The organism is Streptomyces sp. cmx-4-9 (assembly GCF_046548835.1).
GTDB lineage: Bacteria > Actinomycetota > Actinomycetes > Streptomycetales > Streptomycetaceae > Streptomyces.
Window position 1 is genome coordinate 102,549 of the sequence record NZ_JAEBEE010000012.1, and the last position, 24,513, is coordinate 127,061.

Sequence of the window (24,513 nt, forward strand, 5' to 3'; positions counted from 1 at the left end):
GGAAAGTACAGCGTGCGCGTGCTAGTTGAGGACCTGGACCTCGGCGACATTGATGTCCACTGAGCTGGTGCGGACCTCGGTCAGCTGGCCGCCCTGGGCGCCGCCGGTGACCTGCCAGTCGATGGACCAGGTGGACGTCGCAGTGACCTTGTAGGTGCCGGAGCCGGTGGTCGAGGAGGGCCTGTCGTAGCGGTGGCCGCAGTCCGGGGACGGCGACTTGCCGTACTCCGCCTTGTAGGGCGTGCCGGCAGTCGTGCAGGTGACGGTCTTCCCGTCGCCCATGTTCCACACGATCTTCGACACCCGGGCGGTGGCCGTCACCGAAACCGGTCCGACTGACGCCGATGCGACGTTCGGCCCGTATGTCTCGGGGCCGGTCTCGGTCCACATGTAGACGGGCATGCCGACCACCCCCTTGCCGCCCGGCTTCGGCGTAATTCCGATCGCCGGGGGGCGGAGACGCATCTTGTCCACCGCCTGCCGCGCCACGACCGCGGGATCAATCACCGGACCGCCGCCGCCAGGCGGGGCGTCGGTGAAGATGTTCTTGATGTCGTGCATGCCGGTCTCGTTGTCGAGGCAGTCCTCGATGTACATGGAGACACCGGGCTTACGGCCGCTAGGCCCCCACAGCGCGCTGTCGTCCCCCGGCTGAGGGTCCTCCAGGGTGTAGGTGCAGGTGTAGCGGCTGTTGCCACCACCGGTATCTCCCCCTTCACCGCCCCCTCCACCGCCTCCAGTTCCTCCGCCGGTGCCTCCACCGGGGCCTCCGGGGACCACGACGATCGGACAGACGAAGTCGGTCTCGCACCCCGGCTTCTCTTCTGCTTCAGCTGTGACAGGGAGAGCCAGTGACACGGCGAGGGGGAGCGCGAGAGCGACGTACCGGCGGCTCAGCACGGCTGGTCCGCGTGGAGCTCGTACTTGAGGACCATCCACGAACCCTCCCAGCGCTCCATCAAGCTCGTGATGACGTACTTACTGACGGGGCTGGAGGCAACGGGTACTGGCTGCCCGGTCTTCTTATCTGTGATCTTCCAATTGGAAACGTCCAGACAGGCCGAGACGGAGACGTTGGGGGTCTTCTTCTCCAGCTCCGCCCCGGTCACGGTGGAGTTGGAGGCGACCGGCTCGCCGGTCATGACCCGGCCGTTCGTCTTCAGATTGGCGATCTCCTCCATGGCCTTGTTGAGAGCATCGGCGGCGGCGTACTTCTTGAGGTCTGTGCCCTCGATCGCCGTAACCGCATAGGCCTTGGGCAGCTCCGTCCAGTACGCCTTGTAGGCGGTCAGCGCGTCAGCCTTCGCCTGCTCGGTCGGGTCGAGCGTGGCGGACTTGCTCGGCACGGCGGTGATCGGCGGCGTAGCGGCCTTCTCCTTCTCGTTGTCCGAGCCACTCGACGAGGTGCAGGCCGCAGTGAGGGTCACGCAGACAGTCAGAAGAAAAGCAGGTACTGCCCGGCTGCTGTTCCAGCCGAGCTGATTGATTCGTGCCATGGGTACCGCTGCCTCCCCGTAGACCAGAAAGCCATCCCGCCCGGTGCAGACCCTTGCGGCCTGTTTTCATGTGGCGTGAACCACAACCATCACAAGCGACCGGACTGTTCCCATACGTTACGCAAAGGCGGCCAACATCGAAAGCCGTTAGTGCAGTTCACGGCCACACGGTCGGTGCAAACCGGGCGTTTTCGCACCCTCGCTGTACCTTCTCAGAATTCAGTACGACGGGCGAGACGCCAACAACTGGAACACTGCGCCTCACCCCTTCCAGGCAACCCAGAAAGTCGATTCATCTGCACCTCAGATTTGCAACGCGGGTTGGCTCGATATGTAGTCCGGATGACCGAAAAACGCCGCAACCCTCAAGGGCTAAGCTGGGCAGCGGTCCCGCTGCCTGCCCCCACCAGCGGTGGTGCGGCCTTGCCTCTGCGGAGCCTCAATTGTCCACGCCGTTAGGGGGCCCTCCAGTGCGTCGTACGTGCAGGACAGTGCCTGGATGGTCCGTGCCCCGTACGAACGCTCGGACAGGCTAAGGGGCTCGGCGAGCATCATCGAACTGGTCCATGACCTGGTGAAGAGCGAGGCTCCACATGAACCCCCAGCGCACGGCCTTTTCGGCGCTCGTTGCCCATCCGGACCTTCACAACTGCCCCGATCGAACATCAGCCACAGAAAGCTAGCCACCACGAAACCCGGGGTGCGGTACCCGGCCGCAATGTGGGCATCAGCCACCTCCGGAGCCCAGCCACGCTAACTGGTAGCTCGTCCTCCCCAGCCGACACGGCGAGCACTGATTAGTGCCGGGCTCAGGTGGCACCTGGGAGCGCTGTTGTTCCGCGCCCCGGCGCGGAACAACAGGGCGAGCAGCGCACGCCCGCCGGGGGGCGTAGCCCCGGCCGGCGTGCGGGGCCGGGACCCCGCGGACAGCAGCCACCGACCGCCTGCAGGGTTCGTGACACCTCTTCAGAGGCGTTGGTGCTTGCATACGGGACGAGTGCAGCGGACGTCGAGCGCGGTGCGGCGAAGCTAGGTAGTTGTCTGTGGGGGGAAGAAGAGACTGAGGCTCTGACCTGCGGAAACGCCGCCAGAGTATTCGTCCCTGTGCATACTTCAGGCAGCTCGGAGAGGCCCAAGTATGAAAAGGGACGAATACTTCGCAGCTGCTGGGCAGCGATCTGACGCGCCAGCGAGCCGCCCCTTCCATATATGCCCCCTGTGGGGATGCTACGGTTTGCAACCCTCAGGGAGTCGAGTCGAAGGGAGGTCCGTGGCGTGGCTCAGTCTGCCCGTCGGCCTACCTCGCAACCCGTCTCCGAGCAGGAGATCAAGAGCCTCACAAAGTCTCTTGCTGAGCGGTTGGCCGGCCCTGAATCCCAGGTCGATGTGCAGGTCTTCCTGAACGAGGCCAAGAGGAGCTACGTCTTCCTCACCGGCCAACACGTCTCTCTAGACCGGTACCTGCATGAGAACCTGTGGCGCTACCACTTCACCTGGTTGACGCGCGCGGTCTTGGACCACTTCAGCGCGAACATCGACGAGGACGGCCACATCCTGGCTGGGCAGCCCGAGTTGGCCGAGCTCTTCGAGGTCTCCCAGCCCAACGTCTCCAAGAGCCTGACCCATCTGAAGAAGACACACTTCATCTGGCTCGACGGAAAACGGAGCTTCTACCAGGTCAACCCGCTCTACGCGTTTCGCTGGGGAAGCGACAAGCAGAGAGCCGCACTGCAGCGCATCGGTGTCAAGACGCTCATGCAGCACATCATCATGGTTCCAGGCACAGGCACAGGCACAGGCACAGGCACAGGCACAGGCGGAGAGGAGACGAAGTGATGGACGGCACCAGCACGGGCTTCTTCGTCAACCAGGAGGCCTTCGGGCATCTTCCGGAGGCGAAGCTGAGCCGCCTGGCTCGGGAAGTCTTCGACGTTCTCTTCTCGCGCCAGGTCCTTGGGCAGGGTGGCAAGGTGAGCATCAAGCAGGAGGAGCTCGCCGAGATCCTGAAGATCGGCCAGCCGAAGATCAGCCGAGCCGAGGCCGAGCTGCGGACGAAGGGCATCGTGCGCAGCCGCAGTAGGGGTCGCATCGAAGTGCACCCCCTCTTCGGAGTCTTCGAAAGCCAAGCCGCGATGAAGAGTGCCGCCCTCCAGGCGCTCGAAGAGGGCTGGGACCTCAGGTTCCATGAGCCTGCTGACGGCGGCCAGGACGACGGACCCGACGGAGATGGCGGCCAGCCGTTGGCTGTCGTCTATCCGATGCCCAGGCTCCGCAAGGCCAGCTGACACCAGCTCCAGCACCGCTTCGCTGCCCGGCATACATGCCCCCACAGGGCATATATGCCGGGCGCAGTATTACCCTCGTGCATCCTCTTTGGCCTGCTCTCCCTTGCGCTCGCCGCTGCCTGAGCCCGGCGCCTAAGGATGCGTGAGGCGAATACTTGGGCTTCCGAGTCGGCTGCCGGGTCTTCGCGTCCCGCCAATGACCCAAGTATTCGTCTCAGGCATACAACGTGGATGGCAGGCCGAGCCTCCGACCGAGCGGGCAAGTATGCCTCCTGCGAATGCTTGGGTCGCTGTCGGGTGCTGGAAATATTCGCCAGACGCATACTTTGCCTCGCTGGTCGAGTCGACACCTCTTCGCTGGGTGACGACCGTCGGCAGGGAGAGCCGGTCTCAAGCGCCGTGAAAACGGGCGGGTTTGAGGACCGTGGCAGCGCCTCAGCATCCCCCCGATGGGATATATGCGGTGCCGAGTATTCGTGTGGCGCATACTTTGGTGATCGCTACGCTCCGCAGGCCCTGGCCGCCTCCCGGCCCGATGGGTAAGAGCGGCCAGTCGTGCTTTCCTTCAGCAGAGACAACCGGCGTAGGCCGCGCACCCCTCGTGCGCGTTTCAGGCTGCTACGGCGACGGAGCCGCGGATCCAGGCATCCACGGGCTCCGCTGGGCCGAGGACGGGTGTGAAGACGGGTTCGAATGGGCCGTGGGTCCGGAGCTGGTCGAGGGTGGTGACGCCGGCGCGCAGCGCGGTGGAGGCGAGCGCGGGGTCACTGGCGGCGAGACTGCGGAGGTCGGCGATCCGGCGAGCGAGACGCTCCTCGGAGGCTCCGGTCAGCACGAGCAGGAGTCGGGGGAAGGCCGGGTATCGGTAGCGCCAGGCAGGCATCGGGGCCTGGCGCCGGGGGCTACGGGTGCCCTTGGCGATCTGGGGCGCGTATTCGCGGTAGGCGGCGTAGGCGTGCAGTTTCTGGGCGAGGCGGGCGATGGTCATCTGGGTGCGGTCGACCTCGACGAAGTACGTGAGCAGGGTGCGCTGCTTGGCCTCGGTGTGGACGTAGCTGAGGACGGCGTCGGGGACGAGGCAGAGCTCCTCCCCCGGGCGGGATTCGTCGCGGTAGTAGTGGGCGATCTCGGGTGACCAGTCCAGGGGGCCGCACTCGTGGCCGAGGCGGCGTGCGTGCTCGACGAAGGCGGCTCCGGATTCGACGACGGCGAGGGTGTGTTCCTGGAGCGGGCCGAGCGCGGCCTCCGGGCTCATGCGGTAGGCGCGGGGCTGGAGCAAGCCGACGGCTTCGACGGCCTGGGCGCCTTTCTCGGTCAGCCACCACAGCAGTTCGGTTTGACCGGTGCTGCGGCGGCCGACGGCTTCGGCGAAGCCGGCCTGGCGGAGGGTGTGGAGCTGGCGGCGCAGGAACTCGGAGCGGGTGTGGTGGGGGGTGACAAGCCGGTGCAGCTGTCTGGTTGAGACCAGGCGGTGCTGGTAGAGGACTTGGGCGGCCTGCTGGGCGACCTGGCCCAGGCCGGTGGGGGCGGAGTGCGGGTAGGGCATGGGTGGTTCCCTTCTAGTCGATGACGCTGGTGGGGTCGCCGGCGCTGAAGCCGCCGGGGCGCCGGCCGGTGTGGTGGGCGAGGACGACGGCGTCGAGCTCTTCCAGTTCGGCGAGGATGTCGCCCAGCGGGCGGCGGTTGAGGTTGTTATCGATGGCCTGGTCGAGGGCGGGGATGCCGGCCGGGTTGTCGTAGTGGGCGAAGATCTCGTCCACGGGTAGGCCGCGGACCCGGAAGGGCGTGGTCCGGGTGCCGTTGAGGTTCACGGACATCACGTAGTGGTACTTCGGGAGTTCGGTGATCGTCTCGGGGGAGACATATCCGTTCCAGCGCTTCGCGACGAAGGCGGCCTCGTCGTAGTCAGCGGCGCACGTCGACAGCCAGGACTGGTTTTGCAGGAGGGCTTGGCGGGTGATGGCGGAGAGCCGGAGCGCCATCTGGGTCATGCCGATGAAGCGGACCTCGTACTTCCTGAGCTGCTCGGCGATAGCGGCGAGGAAGCCCTTGCTGCTGCTGTCGAGCGCGGTGAGTTCGTCTCCCCAGGCCCAGAACGTGGCCCGCTTCTCGCGCGGGGTGTCCTGCCGGGAGAGGCCAGCACGGTGCAGGTCGTGGATGAGGAGGCAACTGACCAGGGCGTCGCTCTCGCTGCCGGACGGGCAGACGAAGACGACCTTGCCGGTGTCCATGGCGTGCCGGACGTCGTACGCGGAGCGGGGACTGCCGAAGAAGCCCTGGAGGGACTGCGAGGTGTCGAGGCGGTCGATGGCGTACGTGACGGTCGGCACCGCGTCTGGGCCGAGCTTGGGGAACGTCGTCTCCCAGTACGCGCGGACGCGGTCCGACAGCTTGGGCAGGAGCCCCTCGCGCCAGTCCTCGTCGGTGAGCCAGGTGCGCAGATGGAAGAGGGTGCACTGCGCCTCGGGGTGGCCGGCCTGGACGGCCTGGAGGTTGAGCAGGGCCAAAGCCTGGGATGCGCGTGCCAGGATCGTGCGGGCGCGGGGGGCGTTGTCGCCCCAGTCCTGGGCTGCGGCGATGCCTTCGGTGACGGAGCGGACGATGTCCTGGACGTCGGAGAGAGTGCGGCCCTCCATCGAGAGGGGGTTCCAGGAGACCACGGGCTGGTCCGGGTCGGCCTTGGCGAGGTTGATCTCCCAGAGCCGGTCGGTGATGTTCGGGTGCGCCAGGTACGGCTTCGCCCTCATCCAGCCCTCACCGTGCGGGTCGAGGAACCAGCAGCCGTAGCCGGAGTGCGCCATCGCGATGCACTGGACCAGGGCTTCCTCGGTCTTGCCGTGGCCGGCCTTGCCGAGCTGGAGGCCGAAGAGGAGGTCTTGCACCCGGGCAGCGGCGATCCGCTCGCGGCCGTCGGGGTAGATGACGGCGCCGAGCGGGATCAGGTCGCGCTGACCGGTATAGACGGGAAGGTCGGCCGGGGCCGGCGGAATCAGGCCGCCGGAGCGCACCACGCTGGAGGCGGTGCACTTCACCGTCGGCGGCTTGAGCCATCCCGCGAGCTCGGGCACCGTCAGCCACTGCCGGCGGCGCGGGGCGAACTCGCCGGAGGCGAACCGGCGCTCGAACCGGCCGATCGACCAGCGGCGGGGCCGGTGGGCCTTGAGGTAGTTCTCCCCCGAGGTCATCGACAGGGCGGCGATCAGCTGATGCATCCGAGCCAGGGCCAACTGCGGGTGCGCGGCCTCGGTGCGAAGCAGGATCTGCACCGCGAACACGGCGCCCGCGCTCGGTTCGAGCTTGCCAACGCCGTCGCGCAGGTCGGTCTGCCGCGGGATCCGCTCGGAGCGATTGGGGGCTCCGGCGCCACCGGACCAGGCCGCGGTGGCCGATCCCCAGAATCCGCCCCCGGCGAGACCGCCAGTGAGCCGCTCGCCGTACGCGGACGGGCCCCGGCGGGCAGCCCGGGCCATCAGACGGCGCCGGCGCCTGGCCAGGCGCTGCTCGGAGACCGGAACCAGGTCGAAGACCGCCTCCGCCTTCTCCCCGTCCTCGGTGCGCACGGAGGCCATGGCTGCGGCCAGCTGCTGGAGAGGGTCAGGGCTCAGGCCCAGGGAGGCCAGGGCCTTGTAGTCGGGCAGGCCAAGAGCGAGCTCGGCACGCTGCACGTACCGGCACGCGCTCGCCTGGGCGGTGGTCGCCTCCGCGGGCTTGGCGAGGGAGATGACGGCGCTCACGGCGTACCTCCCGGGCCGTTGAAGCGGACAGGGCGGATGTCGGCCTGGCCGTGCTGGGTGCGGACCTCGACCTCGGCGAAGCCGGGCATGTTCAGGACCGCGGCCGCGGCGGCCGGTCCTTCGATGAAGCAGCGCATCTTCCCCTCCACGGCGGTGTACCGCAGGCGCACCGCCGATCCGCGGGCCGGGACCCCGTCGGCGGCGTAGTGCACGCGCCCGAGCTGGCGTGCCCAGCGCCCCACTTCCCCTTCACCTGGGTCGAACGTGGCGGTCGAGATCACCTCGACCTGGACCCGGTCGGCGAGCGCCTCCCGGACGAGCGCCGCACGCCGGATCGTCCACCACACCCACACCGCCGCCCCGAGCACGCCGAGCGCGACGAGGCACGGTGCGGCCGCGCTCAGGACGGCCTGGAGCTGGCCTAGGAGTTCGTCGACCGGCAGGTCCGGGAGGTTCATGTCGGCCAGCCGGGGGTCAGATGGGGCGGGACGGTGTGTTGCACGGTTCCTCCAGGGGGGTGGGAAGAAGCCCTTCACCTGGACCAAGTAAGGATTTGAGGCCGATCCAGACAGCCCGCCCGAATCCTTTGCCAGCCCTTGACGATTGAGGGGTGCTTGCGTGTGGGAAGGCGTCATTGGCATCAGGGCCGGCACGGGCCGCTCGATAGGGTGACCTTGCCGAGGGCTGCCTCGGTCCCCTGCACCCAACCGGTACGCGGGTGGTCTGGGACAAGCAGGGGGTTCGGGTGGCAGACGTTTCGCCCGCGCAGGCGCTGGCCCATGCGACGGCCGTCGGCGGGCGGGTGGTCGACCTGATACGACGGGATCCCCGAGGAGACGACCAGACGTGCCGCTGGGAGCTCGTCGTGACCCTCAGCACCAGCCCCGAGGACCGGGCAGCCGCCGCGTGGATCATCGCCGACGAGATCATGCGGGAACGCACCGACGGGCGCCCACGGAGCTACGAAAGGTGGCGCGATGCCACCTTGAACGGGGCGAAGCTGACCGGGAAAGACCATGTCCTGGTGGAGTACTTCGTGAAGCCCGTCTTCGAAGCGGCGGCCGCGAAGAAGGAGGGCAACCATGGGTTGGCGGGGTACGTGGGCGAGTGGCTCTGGTATCTCCTTACCCGCGACCTACCCCAGGATCCGGCGCGCCCGGTGGAGATCCTCGGACCGCCGAAGGCCGCCGTGAACGACGGAGGCGGCGACGGACTGATCGTCTACCGGGAAGGCGGTTCGGCCCGGGGCTTCTCCTTCCGCCTGTGGGAGATGAAGAAGTACACCGGGGAAGCGAATCAGCCTGATGGAGCGATCCGAAATGGGTGGACGCAGCTAAACACCAAAGCGGGAATCTACCTGGGAATGCTCTCTTGGGGCGACAAAATGCTGGCTGACGACACCCGGGAGTTCGTAGGCAGTCTGGCCGAGCAGTGGGTCGATGAGGAGGAGTCGGCCGGCGCCGGCGTCAGCGTCGCACTGAACGCCACGGCTACCCCGACGAAGGCCTTCCACCTCGCGCACGAGCACTTCACTACCCACAAGCACCCCGGCGCGCTGCAGGGCCTGGTGGTGGCGATCGACGATCTGGAGGGCTTCGCCCACCAGGTGAGGAAGTACGTGTGGACCGCACTCTAGATCCGGCTGTGCTCGCGACTGCCCTCGGCGAATATCGCCCCGGCGGGGTCTTGCCTTCGGCGCAAGAACTGCTGGCGGCCATCACCCAACTGGAGATCGCCGCCTTCGGTAGAACCCAGGGGATTCCGGACGAGGTACTAACGACGGCGTGGCTCTTGCACGGACTGGCCGCGGTCGAGCCTGAGACTCCCGGCTTCGACCCGATGCGGACCCGGCAAGCCCTCGCGGTCAGCGCGCATGTGATGGACCTGGCTCTGTCCGACGAGCGACACTCCCCGAGCGAACGGCTGCGGATCGCCTTCGCCGCCCAGGCCGGGTACCGCCGGTGCGAGCAAGAGCCCAACGCCACCGCCGTCTACCGCCAGGTCAAGAACCTGGTGAACTTCACTTCCTCGCTCCCAGCGCACATCGACACCCTGGCCCTGGAGGCCGGCGTCGTGTTCCTGGCATTCGACCGGCCCGACCTAAACCGGGTCCTGTCCGCCTGGCGTCGGCAGTTCGCGGAGCTCCGGGAGCTGATGGACGGCGATCCGCTCGCGGGAACGATGTACGGCCCTGCCGAAGCCGTCGTCGAAGCCGTCCACCTCCTGCGCCTGTTCCTCTCGTTCGGCGATCCGGCCCACCTGCAGAATGCACAGGACCTGCTGCGCAGTGTGCTCGACGGCCGGGCTGGCCGCAGTGACCCGCCCGCCCGGTGGGTAGCGGCCCACCTCCTGGGCTTGAGCGGCGAAATGGCCGCAAGCAGCTTGTATACGCTGCTCCCGGAGGGAACTCCGGATGCCGTCGCCCGGACCTTCGCGAACTCCGATCCGCCGGTGATGACCCTATGGAGCCCACAGCGCCAGTTGCTGAACCTGGAGCGGGGCAACCCGGCAGACCCCGCCACCGGCCGCAGCCTGATCAGCGTGCCCACCAGCGCGGGCAAGACGCTGATGGCCCAGCTGGTGATCTGTTCCCACCTGGCACAGAAGCCCGGCCGCGTCGTCTACGTGTCGCCGATGCGCAGCCTAGGCCGGGAGATGCGGGCCGCGCTGCGAGGCCGGCTGCGGCTGCTGGAACGCAAGCTGGTCGCCGAGCAGCCGGACTTCCCACTCGCCGACGGTAGCGGCTCCCTCGTCGGGGACGTCGACATCGTGACCCCGGAGCGGCTCATGCACATGATCCGCAACAATCCGGGCGCAGCGCTGGACGATGTTAGCCTCATCGTCGTCGACGAGGCCCACCACCTGGCGCAGGGCCGGCGCGGTTTCGTACTGGAGAGCCTGCTCGCTCTTCTGCGGACCCGCTCCGAAACACGCCTGGTACTGCTGTCCGCCGCTGTCGGCAACCGGGCTGCTCTGGCTTCGTGGCTGGACCCGACGCGGCCGGCGGAGGAAGTGTTCTTCACCGACGACTGGCGCGGCCCGCGGCGGCTTCACGGCCTCATGTATCCGCAGCTGCTCAAGGACCAAGCCGAGCTCACCCCGCGCAAGCCGAGCAAGAAGCAGCCCTCCACCACCCGGGCCACTGTGCCGGTGGCCCCCCGGCTCGACGTCCGGCCGACTGCCACCAGCGGCACCTTCGGTCTGACCATCCCCAGCGTGGGTACCAGGGCGTACGCCTCCCCCAACTCCTGGCAGTGGAAGGCTTCCACCAAGCTCAACGGCGGTATCGCGGACTACAAGGTGTTCGCCGCCGGCGCCGCCTCGCTGACCCGGGCCGGCAGCGTCCTGATGGTCGTCGCCAGCAAAGTCATCGCCAGGAACGCCGCACGTGCCATGGCCGAGCACCTGGCCGTCCGCCCCGAGGCGGCGGCGCTCGCCGAGTTTCTGGCCGAGACCCTCGGTGAGCAGCACCCCCTGGTCGACTGCACCCGCCACGGCGTCGCCTTCCACCACGCCGACCTTCCCGATGACGTCCTCCACGCCGTCGAACAAGGACTTCGAGACGGAGACCTGCTGGCCATCGCCAGCACCACAACCCTCACCGACGGCGTCAACCTTCCGGTGCGCACCGTCATCATTAATCACACGGTCGAGGGTGATCCCACACGGGGGCAGCAGCAAGGCCTCAGTCCCGCGAAGCTACTCAACGCCATCGGCCGGGCCGGCCGGGCCGGGCGGGAGAGCGAGGGGTGGGTCATCCTCACCCGCCCCTACCCGCCCCAGGCCGCGGAGTTCGAGACGCTCACCCCCGACAGCGAGCGGCTCACCGTCACCTCCGAACTGCTTAGCGACGACGCCCTCGCGTCACTGGCCCATGCTGAGCTGCAGCTGCAGCACTCGCTCGACGGCCTATTCGGCGTGATAGCGGTAGCGGCCGACTTCGCCGCGTTCGTGTGGCTCGTCCTGCAGACCCACGCCGAGACCCTCCACGCGCCCGGCGACCGGTTGGACTCGGTACGGTCGCTGCTCGCGATGGATCAGGCCGATGACCCTTCGGTCCCGGCCCGCTGGATGGCGCTCGCGGAGAAGGTCACCGCGGTCTACGACGCCACCGACCCCGTTTCGGCGCGCCGGTGGGCCAGCACCGGAACCAGCATCGGATCCGCCCGCTTCCTCGACCAACTCGCTCAGCATCTCGCAGAACAACTTGTTGCCTACGCCGTCCCCGAGGACACCCCTGACGAGATCAGCGTCTTCTTCGGGCCGCCCGAGTGGCCGCTGGAGCAGACCTTGGACTTCCTTGCCGAGCAGGGCGCCTTCAAGGACCTTCTGCTGACGCCCGAGGCCCGCGGGAGCTGGAAGCTCACCAACGAGCAGAGCAAGAGCCTCACATTCGACGTGCCGATCGACAACGCGGTCCGGGACTGGATCTCCGGCACCTCCATCCCGGAATTGGCCCGTACCTGGATGCCCGACAGCATGCCGCCCCATCCCCAGATGCTGGAGCTGACCGTCCAGAGCATCAAGCAGGCATTCGAACACGCGATCAGCTGGACAGCCGGAGCCCTAGTCAACCTCGTCAACACCCACCCCCTGCTGACACCCACCGCGCCCCGCCTGTTCGCACAGACGGCCTGGTACATCCGGCACGGCGTCGACACCGAGCAGGCCATCACACTACTGACGTCCGGCATCACCTCCCGCCGCCTGGCCCACCAGATCGGCCGCGCCGCAGCCGAGGCTGGCATTGGTTCCGGTCAGCTCCGCACTTGGGTCGCCGATCAGCAGATCGACGGCTGGACCACCTCGTACAAGGCCAACGCGTACGAGGTCGAGGACCTCCTCGACTATGTGAGTAAACCAGCCAACCCGCTCAACCAACTCCTGCAAGGCCGTCCCGTGACGATCCCTCTTGCACGGGTAGGCTCGTGCACCGGGGATGGGCGGGTCACCCTGACCCGCCCAGGCAAGAAGCCGACGACCATCAGCGTCAACCGCGACGGCAACGAGATTGCCGCCGTCCCCGCCGCCTGGCACCACGCCGTCCTCACCGTGATCGACAGCGGTCTCGACCTCACTCACCACCTTGAGGCCGGGCAGCTGGTTACCACCTTGGCCCCGGTCAGTTTGTAGGGTGCCGTGATTGGCTAGCCGGTGTTGGGCGGGTGCGGGTCAGATCAAGGCGAGGGCCGTCACCGAGGCCAGCGGCGACCCAACCCGCCAGGGTGGGTGGAAGCCGGGCTCTAACCCGTTCGCAAGCCTCGCACCAGCGCGCGGGTAGGGGACACCGCACGCACCTGCCTGCTGGCTCGGAGGACTCAGCCGAAGATGCGCCGGACAACGAGAACTGGACCGCCCAGCTCGCCGTCCTTCGACACCATGACCGGCCTGCCGGTCCTGGGGGCGTGCACCGCGTATCCGTACCCGATGGACATGGCCACATGTTCGGGCGCGGACGCTGTTCCGCGGACGAAGATGAGATCGCCTGGAGCAATGGCGGTCGCGGGGACGCCTCTCCCATCGTGTATCTGGGTGTAAGTGGTGCGGGTGATCTCCTTGCCGGCTACTCCGTACGCGCGCTGGGTCAGGGAGGAGCAGTCGCACCGCTCGGAGGCGTTGGGGCCGTGGGGGTTGGTGCAGCTGCCGCCCCACTGGTACATGGTGCCGAGCTGACCGAGCGCCCAGCGGATCGCGGTCTGCACCTGCATCGGCGCGCTGGCCGGGATCTGGTAGCCCTCCGGCAGAGAGCCGGGCGGGATGTTCCCGAAGTCCACGTTGCCGCCACCCTGTCCGGCGCACCCGCCCGGGCCGAAGCCGCCAAGGCCGGGCTGTCCCGGCATCGGGCCGACGGGAGCGGCGCCGAGCGTGGGAGCGATGGCCTGCTGGAGGGCGGTCGCGAGCGGCTCGTGCTTGGCATACGCGTCAGGGAAGCCGGACCGTTGGACCTTCTGCGCGGCCACGGTGACGGGCATCTGCTCCCAGTCCTCTATCTTCACCAGCCCGTCGTAGAACTTTCCGGAGGAATAGACGGGGTCCATGATCTGCTCGCGGGTGCCCCAGCCCTGGGAGGGCCGTTGTTGGAACAGGCCGAGGGAGTCGCGGTCGCCGTGGTCGAGGTTGATCAAGGTGGATTCCTGGAGGGCGGTAGCGAGGGCGACGACCTGGCCGCGGGCCGGCACCCGCTTCTGGATGCCGGTCGCGACGATGACCTTGGCGTTGGGGATCTGTTTCCTAGGCTCGGACAGGCCGGGGACGTTCACGTCGCGGCTTCCGGCGAGCATCTCCTTGACCTTGCCGGCTATCTCGGCGGTGTCCGGGTCGAGGCCGGGCTGGCCGCCGGCGGGGCAGCTGGCTGCGGCGGCCTCGGCCTCGTTTTGGCCGAGCCCGGCCACATGGGCTCCGATTGCGGCGAGCAGGACGAGCGCGAGACCGAGCAGGCCTGCGAGGCCGGCCAGCCACCCCTTGAACTCCTTCTTCATGAGCGGCGCTGCCGGCGGCGGCGGAGGTTCAGCTCCCGCTCCTCGTTGCGGTTCAGGGATGCGTCGCTGGGCCGCCGCGGCGTCGCGGTCGGGGCGCGGCGCGGGCTTGGCTGCCGGGGGGTGCCGCGGTCCAGGCGCTGGCGGAGCTGCTGCTGTCGCGGCGAGGCCGCCGGCTGGTTCGGGACCTGGTGGCGGGGTTGGTGGCGCGTCGCCTGCGCGGTCTGCGGGTTGGGCTGCTGATTCGGCGTCGTGGTCGCCTGGCTGTTGCCGTTGGCCAGGTTGGCAGCCGGGCCTCCCGGGGTCTGGTTCGGGACGGTCACCGCCTGGCTGCTGGTAGCCAGGTTGTGCGCCGGGCCGCCAGGCAACTGGTTCGCCGGGGTGCCGGGAGGGTTGGGCGGCTGCGTGGCCGGGTTCTGCGGCGGGACGGGAGGTGTCTGGCCCGAAGTGCCGGCGTTACCGGGCTGGGGCTGGGGCTGGGGCTGGGGCTGGGGCTGGGGCTGGCCCGCTGGCCGGGCCGGGCGGCGGCCGCCGCCGTTGCCTCCGGATTGGATGCGGTTCATCAGCGCGACGGTGCTGACACTGGAGCTCGTGGCGTAGCCGAGGGCGGCGATCGGATTGCCGGAGGCGACGGCAACGCCGACCATCGCGGTGCGGACCGCGCCGCGGGTGACCTTGCGGGCGATCGACTGGTTCTTCGCCACCGGGGTGGACGACGGAGCGAGCGCGGAGCCGTTGGTGCCGCCGATTCGGGCGGAGGACATCTTGTCGCGCCACTTGGCTGCGGCCTGCTTGGACTTGACCGTGAGGGCCTTGCGCTTCTTGATCGCCCCGATGCACACGATGTCCACGGCAAGGAACCGCAGCGTGAGTTCGTTGCCCCAGTCCTGCTGCACGGGGTCCAGGACGGCCTGGACGATGAGGATGAGGGCGGCCAGGCCGATGATGGAAGCGAGGAGCTGCCCGAGGGAGTGCAGGACGGATGCCGCCCAGTCCCACAGGTAGCCGCGGCCGGCGCCGGGCAGCAGGCCGGCCACGAGAGCGGGTTCGGCCCGTACGGCGTCCCAGGCGATGCGGCATTGCGCGACGAGGAAGCTGCCGGTCAGGCCGACGATCAGGACGGTGACGATCAGGGCGGCAACGAGGAGGAAGATCGCGCCGCCGACCTTGTCCATCGACGCACGCTTGGCGGCCTGCACGTCGCCCTTGACGCAGTCCTTCTCGAACTGCTCCATCGGCGGGTTGCCGAAGTGGTCGATCGCCCACCGCTGGACGATCGGCAGAGTCCAGTCGGAGATCTGGGCGCCGGTGGGGTCGATCCAGGCTCGGTAGCTGTTGAACTTCTTCAACCGCTCCATCTGCTGGTTCATCGCGCGTTCGTAGGCGAGCTGCGTGATTTTCGTGTCGGAGTACTTCTTGGCGCAGTCGCCTTCGAAGACGTGGCCGTACTGGAGCAGCATGGCGGGTTTGACGACGAAGGCGTCGGTCAGTGCGTTGGCCAGCGGGCGGGAGAGGGCCCGGGTGCTGGCGGAGTCCTCGTCGTCGGGGGCCTTCTCCTTCGGGCCGGGGTTGGCGTCGAGGATGATGTCGGCGACTTCGAGGGCCAGGCCGCGCGCCGCGGCGATGGCGCCGTCCTGTTCCCCCAGCAGGAGTTGCGGGGGTGAGGACAGCAGCGTGGCGGTGAGCGCGGCGAGCAGGATGGACAGGGCTGCGTCGCCTGCCCCTTTGGCTCGGTCCCCGAAGAAGATCCGGATGACGGCGATCAGGGCACACACCGACAGGAAGAGGCCAGGCAGCCCCATCTGCACGATGACCTGGATGTGCAGGCTGTTGGCGACGGAGAGGACCGGCGTCAGGAGCAGTTTGGCGAGACCGAAGCCCAGCGCCCAGACGATGAGCCAGCAGCAGAACGCGATGACCCACTTGACGGCCATGAAGCACAGCTCGACGAGGAGGTTCATGATGCCGAGGTCCCAGTCGGTCAGGCCGCCGGTGTCGCTCTTGACGGTGTAGGCCGAGATCGGCAGGTTCCGTTCGTCCGTCACGTTGAAGACCGCGAGGACGCCGCCCTCGTCGGGCAGCAACTTGCGCAGCCGCTCCTCTTCGGCCTTGAGGGAGGCCTCCTGCATGTTGTCGGTGAACCGCTTGTTGAGGTCGGCGATGATCTTCTCGATCTCGGCGAGCTCCTCCGGGGTAGGCGTGCGCGTTCCGGGTGTGGGCGGTCCAAGGGGGTTGGTCGTCGGCGGAGGGCTGGTGGGAGCCGGGGTCGCGGACGGGCTCGGCTCGGCGAGGGCCGGCAGCGAGGTGAGCATGGTGAAGGCGGTGGCGGCGATCGCGGCCACGAGGAGGGCGAGGCGTAGGCGGGCTGTGCCGAGCAGGCGCGGCCGCTTCCAGGGTGTGTGAAGGGTCCTCATGCCGCTGCCTGCTCGGTGGTCGGGGTGGTGTGGATGACGCGCTCGATCGCTCGGTCGCGGGGGATGAGGACGCGCATGAGGCCGATGCGGCCGGCCAGGTCGCGGTAGAGGCACTCCCCCGCGCGGGCCCGGCGCTGGTCCTTGGGCAGGCCCAGCGGCGAGAGGCTGCCGGTCACCAGGTCTAGGAGGTCGGTGTCGGTGGCGTCCACGCCGAGGAATTCCAGGGAGCGGGCGGCCAGGGTGTGGCTGGTCTGCCGGAAGACGAAGCGGTGCGGGATGAGGCCGCGGGCGATGACGCCCTTTTCGCTGTCGGATGGGCCGATGTCGTTGGCGTCGTGGCTGCCGACGTAGGCGGCGGCGTTGCGCTTGCGGCCGTCGCGCAGCAGCTCCAGGAGGAGCTCCAGGCCCTCGTCGCTGGAGGTGAGCCACCAGCACTCGTCGAAGACGGTGACCGCGAACTCGTCCCGGCTGCGCATCGCCGTTTCCCGGGAGACGGCGGCGATCAGGTACATCAGGGCCCGGCCCAAGACCTTCTCGAACTCCAGGCGCTGGATCCGGTGCTCTGAGGCGAGTTCGGACTTCTTCGGCAGCTGCAGCGCGCTGACGAGAAAGACGACGCTGTCAGCGCGCTGGGTGTCGACGACCGGGAGAGTCTCGTCGAACACCACCCGGGCGAGGTCCTTCCTCGCGACGGAGGCGAGCTTGCGGGCCAGGCCGTGGGCGGCCGCGTCATCGGCGCCGCGCGCGGTGAGCTCATCCATGAGAGCGCGCATGGTCGGCTCGGGGCGAGCCAGGACGTCCTGCACGGCCTCCGACAGGGCGACACCTTCGAGGTCCATCGGCCGCACGCCGAGGAGGAGGGTGAGGAAGGACTCGGTGAAGCGGGCCGCGACCTCGGGGCTGTTCTCCTTGTAGAGGCGCAGGGGGTCCAGGGAGACCTCAGCGGTGTGGTCGATGCGGATCAGCTGGGTGGTGCCAGGGCAGGCCTTCGCGAAACGGGCCCATTCCTGGTCGGTGGTGCGGTCGACGATGACGGCCCGGCCGCGTGAGCCGGGGCGGCCGAGCTGGTGCCCGCGAGCGAGGACGTTGTAGACGGCGCCCTTCATGCCGACGGACTTGCCGGCGCCGAGCTCGCCGAGCCAGGCCATGGACGCGCTCGCGTTCTCGCGGGGGCCGCGCGCGGGGTCGATGAGGACGGGGCGGGCGCCGCCGGAGGCGACCTGGAGGCCGTAGAGGCCGCCGCGTTCGTCGCCGAGCTGGGAGCCGCACCAGGGCATGGCCATCGCGAAGTCCCGCGCGAGGAGGACCTGGGCGTAGCTGGCCATGACCCGCGGCGTGCGGCAGCCGGGCAGCATCGCCTGCCACAGGCTGGCCTGCTCGCCGACGGGGCGGGAGAAGGTGTAGTCGGTGGACCCGAAGTCGCTCGCGAGGGCGGCGGCGCGATCCATGGCGTCGTCGGGGCTGGTGCCCCACACGGCGAGAGTGACCATCGCGCGGATCTCGACCTCGCGCCGGTTGGCGGTGAGCCGCTCGTGGTACTCCTCGTTGTCCATCTGGTTGCGCGCGACGGCCGCCGGCGGGCCGGCCGGGTCGCCTTCGTACTCGGCCGCCTGCGCCTTGAGGTGCCGGGCACGCTTGCGGACCTTCGGCTCGGCCTTCGAGCCGGGGACGATGACCAGGCGCGCGGTCCAGTCGACGGGGTAGGCCAGGTCGTCGAGCTGCTGAAGATAGGCCGCCCCGGGCAGGGCGAAGGCCTCGGGCATCTCCGAGAGAGCCAGAAGGGCCTGGTAGGAGTCACCCCACTCGGAGGCGACCTGGAGGAACCGCCGGGTGAAGGGGTTGGCCGGCAGGACGGGGCCGGTGCTGAAGTCGGCGCCGCCCTCGGCGACGAGGATCTCCCCCAGGGCCGCGACGTTGCGGCCGCGGCCGCGGACCGGGGTCTCCGTGCCGTCGGGCAGGAAGGGTTCCGCCAGTCCGCGGCGCGCACTGTGGCCGTAGATCCACAGGATCTCCGCCTCGGACGCGGGCCGCATCGAGACACCCGTGGGCCACTGGGCCTGGATCCGCTGCGCCTGCTCCATGCGACGGCGGACCTCCGCGTCGGTGACGACGGCGGGCATCAGGCCGAGCTGCAGCGAGACTTCCGCCTTTGCCGCCCGGAAGGCCGAGAGCAGCGCGTCCTTCTGGTTCAGCGGGGGCAGCGGGAGGGCGAGCCAGTCGGTGCGCCCGGTCAGCTCCATGTCCTCCAGCTGGTCCAGGACCGCGTGCCCGAGGCTCTCGTAGCGGGGCGCGCGCTTCAGGTCGATGTCGTCGACCATGGCGCGCACCACGGCGGTGGGGTCGATCTGCGGGCACAGGCTCATGAGCATCGGCTCGCCAGTCATCGCCTTGAACAGGCCCTCCAGTGCCTTGAGGCGGCGGCGCTTCACGGCGGCGGGGGCGTGCGAGTAGTTGGTCGCGGCGACGCGCCAGACGGCCCATACCGTGCCGTGGGTGGTGAAGATCAGGTTGTTCTGAACGTGCCGGATCGGCAGGCGCATCGTCAGGTCTCCAATCAGATGCGGCTCGTGGGGGCGCGGCGGGCGAGCAAGGCCTGCACCCCCGACGCCACCGGTGGGGCAGATGGCGCGGGCTCGGCGGCCGGCACCGGCAGCGCGGCCGGTGTTGGCCGGGCGGGCTTGCGCCAGGGGCCTGGTGCGGGGGCGGTGTCGGTCGCGGGGGCGCCGGCTTCGGCGGACGGGTCGTCGGCGGCCTGTTCGTCGGCGGGCAGGTGGATGCGGGTGTCGCCGCGGGTAGGCCGGGTCGGCCGGTAGGCGCGGCCGCGGAGCTGGCCGCGCCGGGGCGCGGCCAGCATCAGGGCAATGCTCAGCAGGGCGGCCGCCGGGTTGCGGCCGTCGACGTGGAGGTGGCGCAGTACGAACGCGACCCCGGCGGGCAGGACCAGGAGGGCTGCGACGTCGAGCCAGCCGTGGCCGCCCCAGACGGGGCGGGTCAGGATCAGGGCGGCGACGGTCGCGACGATCCCGGCGAGCTGGGTCAGGGTGTAGGGGCCGCCGGGCAGCCGGATCCCCCGACCGCCGTTGACGTCCCGAATCACGCCGTGGACCAGCGGTGCGCGCCGGGCCTTGGTGTAGCAGCGGCCGATCAGCTCGAAGTCCAGCTCCCCGCTACCGCCGGCGGAGGCCTCGCTCACTGGTCTGTCCGGGCGGCGGTCGGGCCGGACTGGTACTGGACGATGTCCTCGGTGGTCTTGTTCTTGAGGGCGCCCATGTTGGCGGACAGGCCCCAGACGATTGCCGCGAAGATGACGGCCATGATCGTCGGTCCGGGCGCCTTCGTCTTCCAGCCGACGACGACGACGAAGATCCCGCAGAGGGCGGGAATGGCGACGTCGAAGATCAGAGCCTTGATGTCGGTGCCGATCCCAGTGCCGGTCTGGATCCAGCCCGCGGCCAGCGTGATGGTGTCAGGCGTCATGACGTGCTCCTTCTATGGGGTGGGGGTGGGTCCCGGACCGGGGGCGCCGGAGGCGGCCGGGGCCGGAGTCGGGGTGGTGAGGGCCGGGGCGCCGTCGAGGCTGGAGATCTCCCAGCGGCCGGCGCGGGCCTTGAGGGTGAGGGCGTAGGTGAGCGGGAGACGCACCCCGTCCTGGCCAGTCGCCCGGAGGGTGACTAGTAGCCGCAGGGTGGTGCCGTCGCCGGGGACGGAGACGACCGGTTCACCGCCGGTCTCGCCCTCGACCGCGAGCTGGTCCACAGCGACGCCCGAGTACGGGGCCGGGGACGGAGACGTCAGGCGGGTGCCGGGGACGAGGTAGCGGTCGAGCTCGGCACCGCCCTTGGTGAGGTAGGCGGTCAGGAAGCTCGTGACGACCTGAGTGCGCGGATCGGTCGGCAGGGCCGGGCGCATCGCGCCGTAGACCAGCTCCGGGCCCTTGGCCCGCTCGGGGGCGGCGACCTCGGCCGGCAGCGCGAGCGCGGTGTACGCGGTCGCTCCCCCGGCGCCGGGCGCGGTGGCCACGGGCACCTGGAAGTAGCGCACCGCATCGGCCGCGGCGGCCGGGCTCGGCGAGGCGCCCGGCTGAGTGGACGGGGTGGCCGTCGGCTGTGCGCCGGTGACGCGAGCCGCGACCGTGACCGACCAGACCGAGGTGTCGGTCTGGCGGAGCCGGACGACGGTCAGCTGCTCGCCCCGGTGCTGGCCGGAGACGCCGTCGAACTGCATGCTGGCGGCCGGCGGGTAGTAGGCGGCGAGCTTGGGCTCATCGCCGCGCCCGGCGGACAGGTAGGCGGCGACGAAGAGGGTCGCGAACCCGGCCGCGCCCTGCCCGCCGCTCGCGGCCGGTGCCGACGGCGCGGTCTTCGGCGCCGGGGCCGCGGACGTCGTGGGGACCGAGAGGTAGGCGAGCGCGCCCAGGAGCGGGCCGAGTGCGATCAGGCCCCAGACGAGCCAGCGCATCAGGACGGCCGAGTTGGCCTGTGCTCCGGTCGACCAGCCGGCGACCCAACCGACGTCCGGCTCGGTCTCGGTCTCCTGGACAGCCGGCAGCTGCGGGTCGGCAGGTGCGCCCTGCTTCCGGCGGCTGGTGAGGACGGGGCTCATGCCGTGCCTCCGGCCGAGCGCAGGGTGTGGCCGGCCAGCTCCGCGATCCGCTGGCGGAGTTCCGCTTCGGGCCGGCGGCTCAGCGCGGCGAGCGAGGCGAGGACCGGCTCGGCGTCCTCGTCCAGGAAGGCGCGCAGCTGCTCGTGGGTGCCGGTGTCGAAGGGGTGGGCGACGAGGGCGGCGCCGAGGTGGATGAGCAGACGCTGGGCGCGGGTGACGCGCTCCTCGTCCGCGTCCAACGACGTCGCGGTGGCGGATGTGGTCAAGACGCATCTCCAAAGGGGGGAGCGGACGGCGGCCGGGGCGGTGGTCCGGGTCATGCCGCGGCCTCGGGCTGGAGGGATGCTGTGAGGCGGGCCAGGGCCCGCGAGCGCCGGCGCTGCCACGTGCCGGCCGTGGTCCCGGCGCGGGCGGCGGCCTCGGCGTCCGGGATGCCGCCGCTGACGTGGTGCCAGGCCAAGGCCTGAGCGTCCGCAGTCGACAGGGCGCCCTCGCGGACCGCGTCCAGGAGGAGCTCCAGGAGCTCCAGCCGCGCCGGGGCGCTCGCGGCGTCCTCGGCTGGGCCCGCGTGGAGGCCGGCTGCGGCGGCGGCCGCGCGGACGGTGCGGGCGCGGGCGATCTCGTACGGGCCCGGCGCCGGGTCGGCGATCTGATCCGCGGACTCCAGGTCCTCCCCCGCCGGCTCCTGCTCCGCGGCGATCTCGGCCAGGACCCGGCGCAGGGTGTCGAGGGTGAGGTTGGCGGCGGGCCGGCCGGGGCGGAGGTGGATGCGGCCGGAGCGGGCGACTTCGTAGAGGGCGGCCACGGTCACGTGACCGACGGCGTCACGGGTGCGGCCACCGGTCATACGGACCTGTCCGCGGGTGATGCGGAAGACGGCGGGGAGCATCGCCTGGACGACGACGCGGCCCGCGAGGACGGCCGATCGGTCACGGCCGGCGGCTCGCTCCAGGAGGGCGCGCAGGACGGCATCAGTCAGCGAATCGGTCACGCCGTCGGCCGTCGGGCGGAGTGCGGTGAGGAGCTGCTCGGGCGTCAGGGAGCCGGACCAGGAATCGGTCACGGCCGCGATGTCGTCGTCGAGGTGGCCATCGGTCACCCAGTCGGTCACCGCTTGGCGCAGGGCGGGGTCCGCGCACAGCGCGGCCCACTCGGCGTCCAGCCGGTCGAAGTACCCGCCGCCGGCGGCGGGGTGCGAAGCGTCGTGCACGGCACGTCTCCTTTCGGATCTCGTGCCGTACACACTCCTCAGACCGGCTTGCCCGAAGGCTTGCCCGCAGCCCTAAAAGCGCAGATGGGAGGCTTGCCCTCTAGCTGGGCAAGCCTCCCGTGACCGATTGGGCAAGCCTGGTGGGGGGTTGGGCAAGCCCCCTCGTGACCGGTCCATGCAACTGTGGGCAAGCCTGGTGGGGGGTTGGGCAAGCCTCGGGTTTGTGCGCCAAGGCTTGCTCAGGAGATGGGTGCGAGGTCGCGGCGGACGGGTGACCGATGGCCGCGGACCGGTCATGACCGGTGACCGATGGGGCCCGGATCGGTCACCGGTCACCGGGTGCGGGATCGGTCACAGGCGGGTTCGGTGACCGATCACGGGATCGGTCACGGCCGGGTTTGGTGACCGGTCACGGGACGGGGCGCGGGATCGGTCACGCCCCGATCGGTCACGGCGGGACGGCTGCCCGGGCCGGTCGGTGATGGTGACCGATGACCGGTCACCGGGCCATAACCGGAACGGTCAGCTGCTGCTGCCGACGGAGCGGAGGTGCGCCCGGCCCTGCTGCCGACGCTGCTCCTCCAGGTACTTCTGGGCGTCGAGCACGCGGCGCTGGCCCGTCTTGGGTGAGACCTCCAGGCGCCGGGCAACCTCGGCTCCCGACAGCTTCTTCCCGGTCTCTTCGGCCTCCGTCAGCCAGGAGGCCACCAGCTCGATATCGCGCTGGATCGGGTCCACCTCGGCCGGCTCCTCGGCGGTCTGCTGCCGCGGCAGCCGCGCGGTCGCCTCACCGGACGCAGTCACTTCGGCCACCCAATGCTGTCCGTCCGCGCCAGCCGGCGCCGCGAGGACGGGCTGCTCGAAGGAACGGCCCGCAGGTACGGCCGGGCTGGCATCGGTCACGGAGGCCGTCGGCGCGGGTACCGCTCCGGTGGGCACTCGCGCTGGTTCGACCGGCGGTTCCGACAGGCTGCGGAGGCCGCCCTGTTCCCCGAAGAAGGGGTGCGGCTCCCCCGCCCCGGGCAGCTGCTCCTCGTACGCCGGCGCCGCGGCAGCTGGCGCCTCGGTCACCGACTCCTCGACCGGCGGTACGGAGGCCGCGTGCGCGGCCGCTTCGAGCTCCGCCGCCCGGAGCTCGGCGAGCACCGGCTCCAGCAGGACGTCGGGAAGAAGGCCGCCCGTGTGCTGGTCGGTCAGGCCGTAGTCCCGCGCGAGGTACGCCGCGAACTGCTCCGTCGAGGGGACCGCGCCGTACTGCGCCATGAAGTCGCGCGCAGCCTGGGCCAGGTCGACGAGGTCGGGCGCTGGCATCTCGTCCCGGGCGTCGGGAGTCGCAGCTTCGGGCTCGGCCGCCGATTCCGCTTCTCGGGCAGCGGCATCCTCAGCACGGGGCTCGGCAGCCGGGAGCAGTTCGGGAACATCGACCAAGGCGGCCAGCTCCGGCTCGACGGCGGACTCAGGCACGGATGCGGGCTCACGCTCGGGGCGGGTGAGAAAGACCGGGCTCAGGCCGGCTGCGGTCAGTCCCGCTGAGGCGGTCTGCGTGAGCGGCACGCCGATGCGGGCCAGACGCAGCGGCATCAGGGCCTCCACCGGGGCCTTGCGGCGCCAAGCCCGCCCGTAGCGGGCCTGGAGCCGCGCCTGGTAGATCAGCCGGTCCTGCTCCATCCCGACGGCCTGCTCGTATGACCGCAGTTCCCAGAGCTTCATCCGGCGCCACAGCTTGAATGTGGGCACCGGCGACAGTAGCCAGCGGGTGATGCGGACGCCCTCCATGTGCCGGTCGGCCGTGATGTCCGCGATCCGGCCCACCGCGTGCCGGGCCGCCTCAACCGTGACGACGAAAAGCACCGGGATGACGGCGTGCATGCCGACGCCGAGCGGGTCTGGCCAGGCGGCGGCACCGTTGAACGCGATCGTCGCGGCGGTGAGGAGCCACGCGGTCTGACGCAGGAGGGGGAACGGGATGCGGATCCAAGTCAGCAGGAGGTCGAGCGCCAGGCAGACGCAAATGCCGGCGTCGATGCCAATTGGGAACACCAGAGAGAAGTCGCCGAAGCCCTTCTTGACCGCGAGCGCGCGCACCGCGGCGTAGGAGCCCGCGAAGCCGATGCCCGCGATGACGACGGCGCCGGCGACCACCACACCGATGAGAATCCGGTGCGTACGAGTCAGCTGCATCGCGGCCACGTGTTCTTGTCCCGTCCTTGTCGTCTTGTCCAAGTTGATCAGCCTGTCACCAGGTCATCGCTGCTGTCAGCCCTCTTTCGGGCTTTCGCTGTCGTGTCACCGCTGC

At 69.8% G+C, this 24,513-nt stretch carries 18 protein-coding genes; 4 read left to right on the top strand and 14 right to left on the bottom strand.

The annotated features are described in order from the left end of the window. Positions 1 to 21: 21 nt before the first annotated feature. Entirely contained in the window at positions 22 to 597 is a 576-nt protein-coding gene (locus ACLJTM_RS32030) for an ATP/GTP-binding protein (RefSeq protein ID WP_411107306.1), read from the bottom strand. Between the two features lie 296 nt (positions 598 to 893). Beyond that, the gene (locus ACLJTM_RS32035) at positions 894 to 1,427 is read right to left on the bottom strand and encodes a hypothetical protein (RefSeq protein WP_411107307.1); all 534 of its coding nucleotides are present in this window, start codon (positions 1,425 to 1,427) and stop codon (positions 894 to 896) included. 1,344 nt (positions 1,428 to 2,771) lie between these two features. Here ACLJTM_RS32035 and ACLJTM_RS32040 point away from each other — a divergent pair. Both ACLJTM_RS32040 and ACLJTM_RS32045 read left to right on the top strand, forming a co-directional pair. Further along, on the top strand, positions 2,772 to 3,332 hold the full coding sequence (locus tag ACLJTM_RS32040) for a hypothetical protein (RefSeq protein WP_411107308.1): 561 nt from the start codon (positions 2,772 to 2,774) through the stop codon (positions 3,330 to 3,332). Continuing rightward, the gene (locus ACLJTM_RS32045) at positions 3,332 to 3,781 is read left to right on the top strand and encodes a hypothetical protein (RefSeq protein ID WP_411107309.1); all 450 of its coding nucleotides are present in this window, start codon (positions 3,332 to 3,334) and stop codon (positions 3,779 to 3,781) included. The genes ACLJTM_RS32040 and ACLJTM_RS32045 overlap by 1 nt, the downstream gene beginning before the upstream one ends. Positions 3,782 to 4,391: 610 nt before the next feature. Here the strand turns inward: ACLJTM_RS32045 and ACLJTM_RS32050 are convergent. The 3 genes from ACLJTM_RS32050 to ACLJTM_RS32060 are packed head-to-tail and all read right to left on the bottom strand — an operon-like array spanning position 4,392 to position 7,973. Next, a complete protein-coding gene (locus ACLJTM_RS32050) occupies positions 4,392 to 5,327 on the bottom strand; it encodes a replication-relaxation family protein (protein ID WP_411107310.1) in 936 nt (311 codons plus the stop codon). A 13-nt stretch (positions 5,328 to 5,340) separates the two neighbouring features. Next, positions 5,341 to 7,515, bottom strand: coding sequence for an ATP/GTP-binding protein (locus ACLJTM_RS32055; protein ID WP_411107311.1), 2,175 nt, complete (start codon positions 7,513 to 7,515; stop codon positions 5,341 to 5,343). Continuing rightward, positions 7,512 to 7,973 carry a hypothetical protein gene (locus ACLJTM_RS32060; protein WP_411107312.1) on the bottom strand — a complete coding sequence of 154 codons (462 nt, stop codon included), beginning with the start codon at positions 7,971 to 7,973 and terminating at the stop codon, positions 7,512 to 7,514. The genes ACLJTM_RS32055 and ACLJTM_RS32060 overlap by 4 nt, the downstream gene beginning before the upstream one ends. 287 nt (positions 7,974 to 8,260) lie before the next feature. Here ACLJTM_RS32060 and ACLJTM_RS32065 point away from each other — a divergent pair, with 287 nt between their 5' ends. Beyond that, positions 8,261 to 9,151: a hypothetical protein gene (locus ACLJTM_RS32065; RefSeq protein WP_411107313.1), complete on the top strand. Its 891-nt coding sequence runs from the start codon at positions 8,261 to 8,263 to the stop codon at positions 9,149 to 9,151. After that, positions 9,136 to 12,648 carry a DEAD/DEAH box helicase gene (locus tag ACLJTM_RS32070; RefSeq protein WP_411107314.1) on the top strand — a complete coding sequence of 1,171 codons (3,513 nt, stop codon included), beginning with the start codon at positions 9,136 to 9,138 and terminating at the stop codon, positions 12,646 to 12,648. Before ACLJTM_RS32065 ends, ACLJTM_RS32070 begins: the two co-directional genes overlap by 16 nt. Positions 12,649 to 12,833: 185 nt before the next feature. On the opposite strand, the gene ACLJTM_RS32075 is transcribed toward ACLJTM_RS32070, so the two are convergent. From ACLJTM_RS32075 to ACLJTM_RS32115, 9 genes are all read right to left on the bottom strand, one after another. Continuing rightward, positions 12,834 to 13,994, bottom strand: coding sequence for a C40 family peptidase (locus ACLJTM_RS32075; protein WP_411107315.1), 1,161 nt, complete (start codon positions 13,992 to 13,994; stop codon positions 12,834 to 12,836). Continuing rightward, positions 13,991 to 16,405: a hypothetical protein gene (locus ACLJTM_RS32080; RefSeq protein WP_411107316.1), complete on the bottom strand. Its 2,415-nt coding sequence runs from the start codon at positions 16,403 to 16,405 to the stop codon at positions 13,991 to 13,993. Before ACLJTM_RS32080 ends, ACLJTM_RS32075 begins: the two co-directional genes overlap by 4 nt. Then, a complete protein-coding gene (locus tag ACLJTM_RS32085; protein ID WP_411107317.1) occupies positions 16,402 to 18,945 on the bottom strand; it encodes an ATP-binding protein in 2,544 nt (847 codons plus the stop codon). The genes ACLJTM_RS32080 and ACLJTM_RS32085 overlap by 4 nt, the downstream gene beginning before the upstream one ends. Positions 18,946 to 18,959: 14 nt before the next feature. Next, positions 18,960 to 19,598: a hypothetical protein gene (locus ACLJTM_RS32090; protein ID WP_411107318.1), complete on the bottom strand. Its 639-nt coding sequence runs from the start codon at positions 19,596 to 19,598 to the stop codon at positions 18,960 to 18,962. Further along, entirely contained in the window at positions 19,595 to 19,882 is a 288-nt protein-coding gene (locus ACLJTM_RS32095; RefSeq protein ID WP_411107319.1) for a hypothetical protein, read from the bottom strand. The genes ACLJTM_RS32090 and ACLJTM_RS32095 overlap by 4 nt, the downstream gene beginning before the upstream one ends. Before the next feature lie 12 nt (positions 19,883 to 19,894). Continuing rightward, the gene (locus tag ACLJTM_RS32100) at positions 19,895 to 21,007 is read right to left on the bottom strand and encodes a conjugal transfer protein (protein ID WP_411107320.1); all 1,113 of its coding nucleotides are present in this window, start codon (positions 21,005 to 21,007) and stop codon (positions 19,895 to 19,897) included. Next, positions 21,004 to 21,273 (bottom strand): hypothetical protein, encoded by a 270-nt coding sequence (locus ACLJTM_RS32105; RefSeq protein ID WP_411107321.1) that lies wholly within the window; start codon positions 21,271 to 21,273, stop codon positions 21,004 to 21,006. Before ACLJTM_RS32105 ends, ACLJTM_RS32100 begins: the two co-directional genes overlap by 4 nt. Positions 21,274 to 21,323: 50 nt before the next feature. Continuing rightward, positions 21,324 to 22,217 (bottom strand): hypothetical protein, encoded by an 894-nt coding sequence (locus ACLJTM_RS32110; RefSeq protein ID WP_411107322.1) that lies wholly within the window; start codon positions 22,215 to 22,217, stop codon positions 21,324 to 21,326. A 522-nt stretch (positions 22,218 to 22,739) separates the two neighbouring features. Continuing rightward, complete coding sequence (locus ACLJTM_RS32115) at positions 22,740 to 24,407, bottom strand: DUF2637 domain-containing protein (RefSeq protein WP_411107398.1); 1,668 nt, start codon at positions 24,405 to 24,407, stop codon at positions 22,740 to 22,742. Positions 24,408 to 24,513: the final 106 nt, after the last annotated feature.

What these genes read in the sequence shown, in the direction of transcription:
- ACLJTM_RS32030 (WP_411107306.1), bottom strand. Translation starts at nt 597, where the DNA reads ATGTACATCGAGGACTGCCTCGACAACGAGACCGGCATGCACGACATC.
- ACLJTM_RS32045 (WP_411107309.1), top strand. Translation starts at nt 3,332, where the DNA reads ATGGACGGCACCAGCACGGGCTTCTTCGTCAACCAGGAGGCCTTCGGG.
- ACLJTM_RS32050 (WP_411107310.1), bottom strand. Translation starts at nt 5,327, where the DNA reads ATGCCCTACCCGCACTCCGCCCCCACCGGCCTGGGCCAGGTCGCCCAG.
- ACLJTM_RS32060 (WP_411107312.1), bottom strand. Translation starts at nt 7,973, where the DNA reads ATGAACCTCCCGGACCTGCCGGTCGACGAACTCCTAGGCCAGCTCCAG.
- ACLJTM_RS32075 (WP_411107315.1), bottom strand. Translation starts at nt 13,994, where the DNA reads ATGAAGAAGGAGTTCAAGGGGTGGCTGGCCGGCCTCGCAGGCCTGCTC.
- ACLJTM_RS32080 (WP_411107316.1), bottom strand. Translation starts at nt 16,405, where the DNA reads ATGAGGACCCTTCACACACCCTGGAAGCGGCCGCGCCTGCTCGGCACA.
- ACLJTM_RS32085 (WP_411107317.1), bottom strand. Translation starts at nt 18,945, where the DNA reads ATGCGCCTGCCGATCCGGCACGTTCAGAACAACCTGATCTTCACCACC.
- ACLJTM_RS32095 (WP_411107319.1), bottom strand. Translation starts at nt 19,882, where the DNA reads ATGACGCCTGACACCATCACGCTGGCCGCGGGCTGGATCCAGACCGGC.
- ACLJTM_RS32100 (WP_411107320.1), bottom strand. Translation starts at nt 21,007, where the DNA reads ATGAGCCCCGTCCTCACCAGCCGCCGGAAGCAGGGCGCACCTGCCGAC.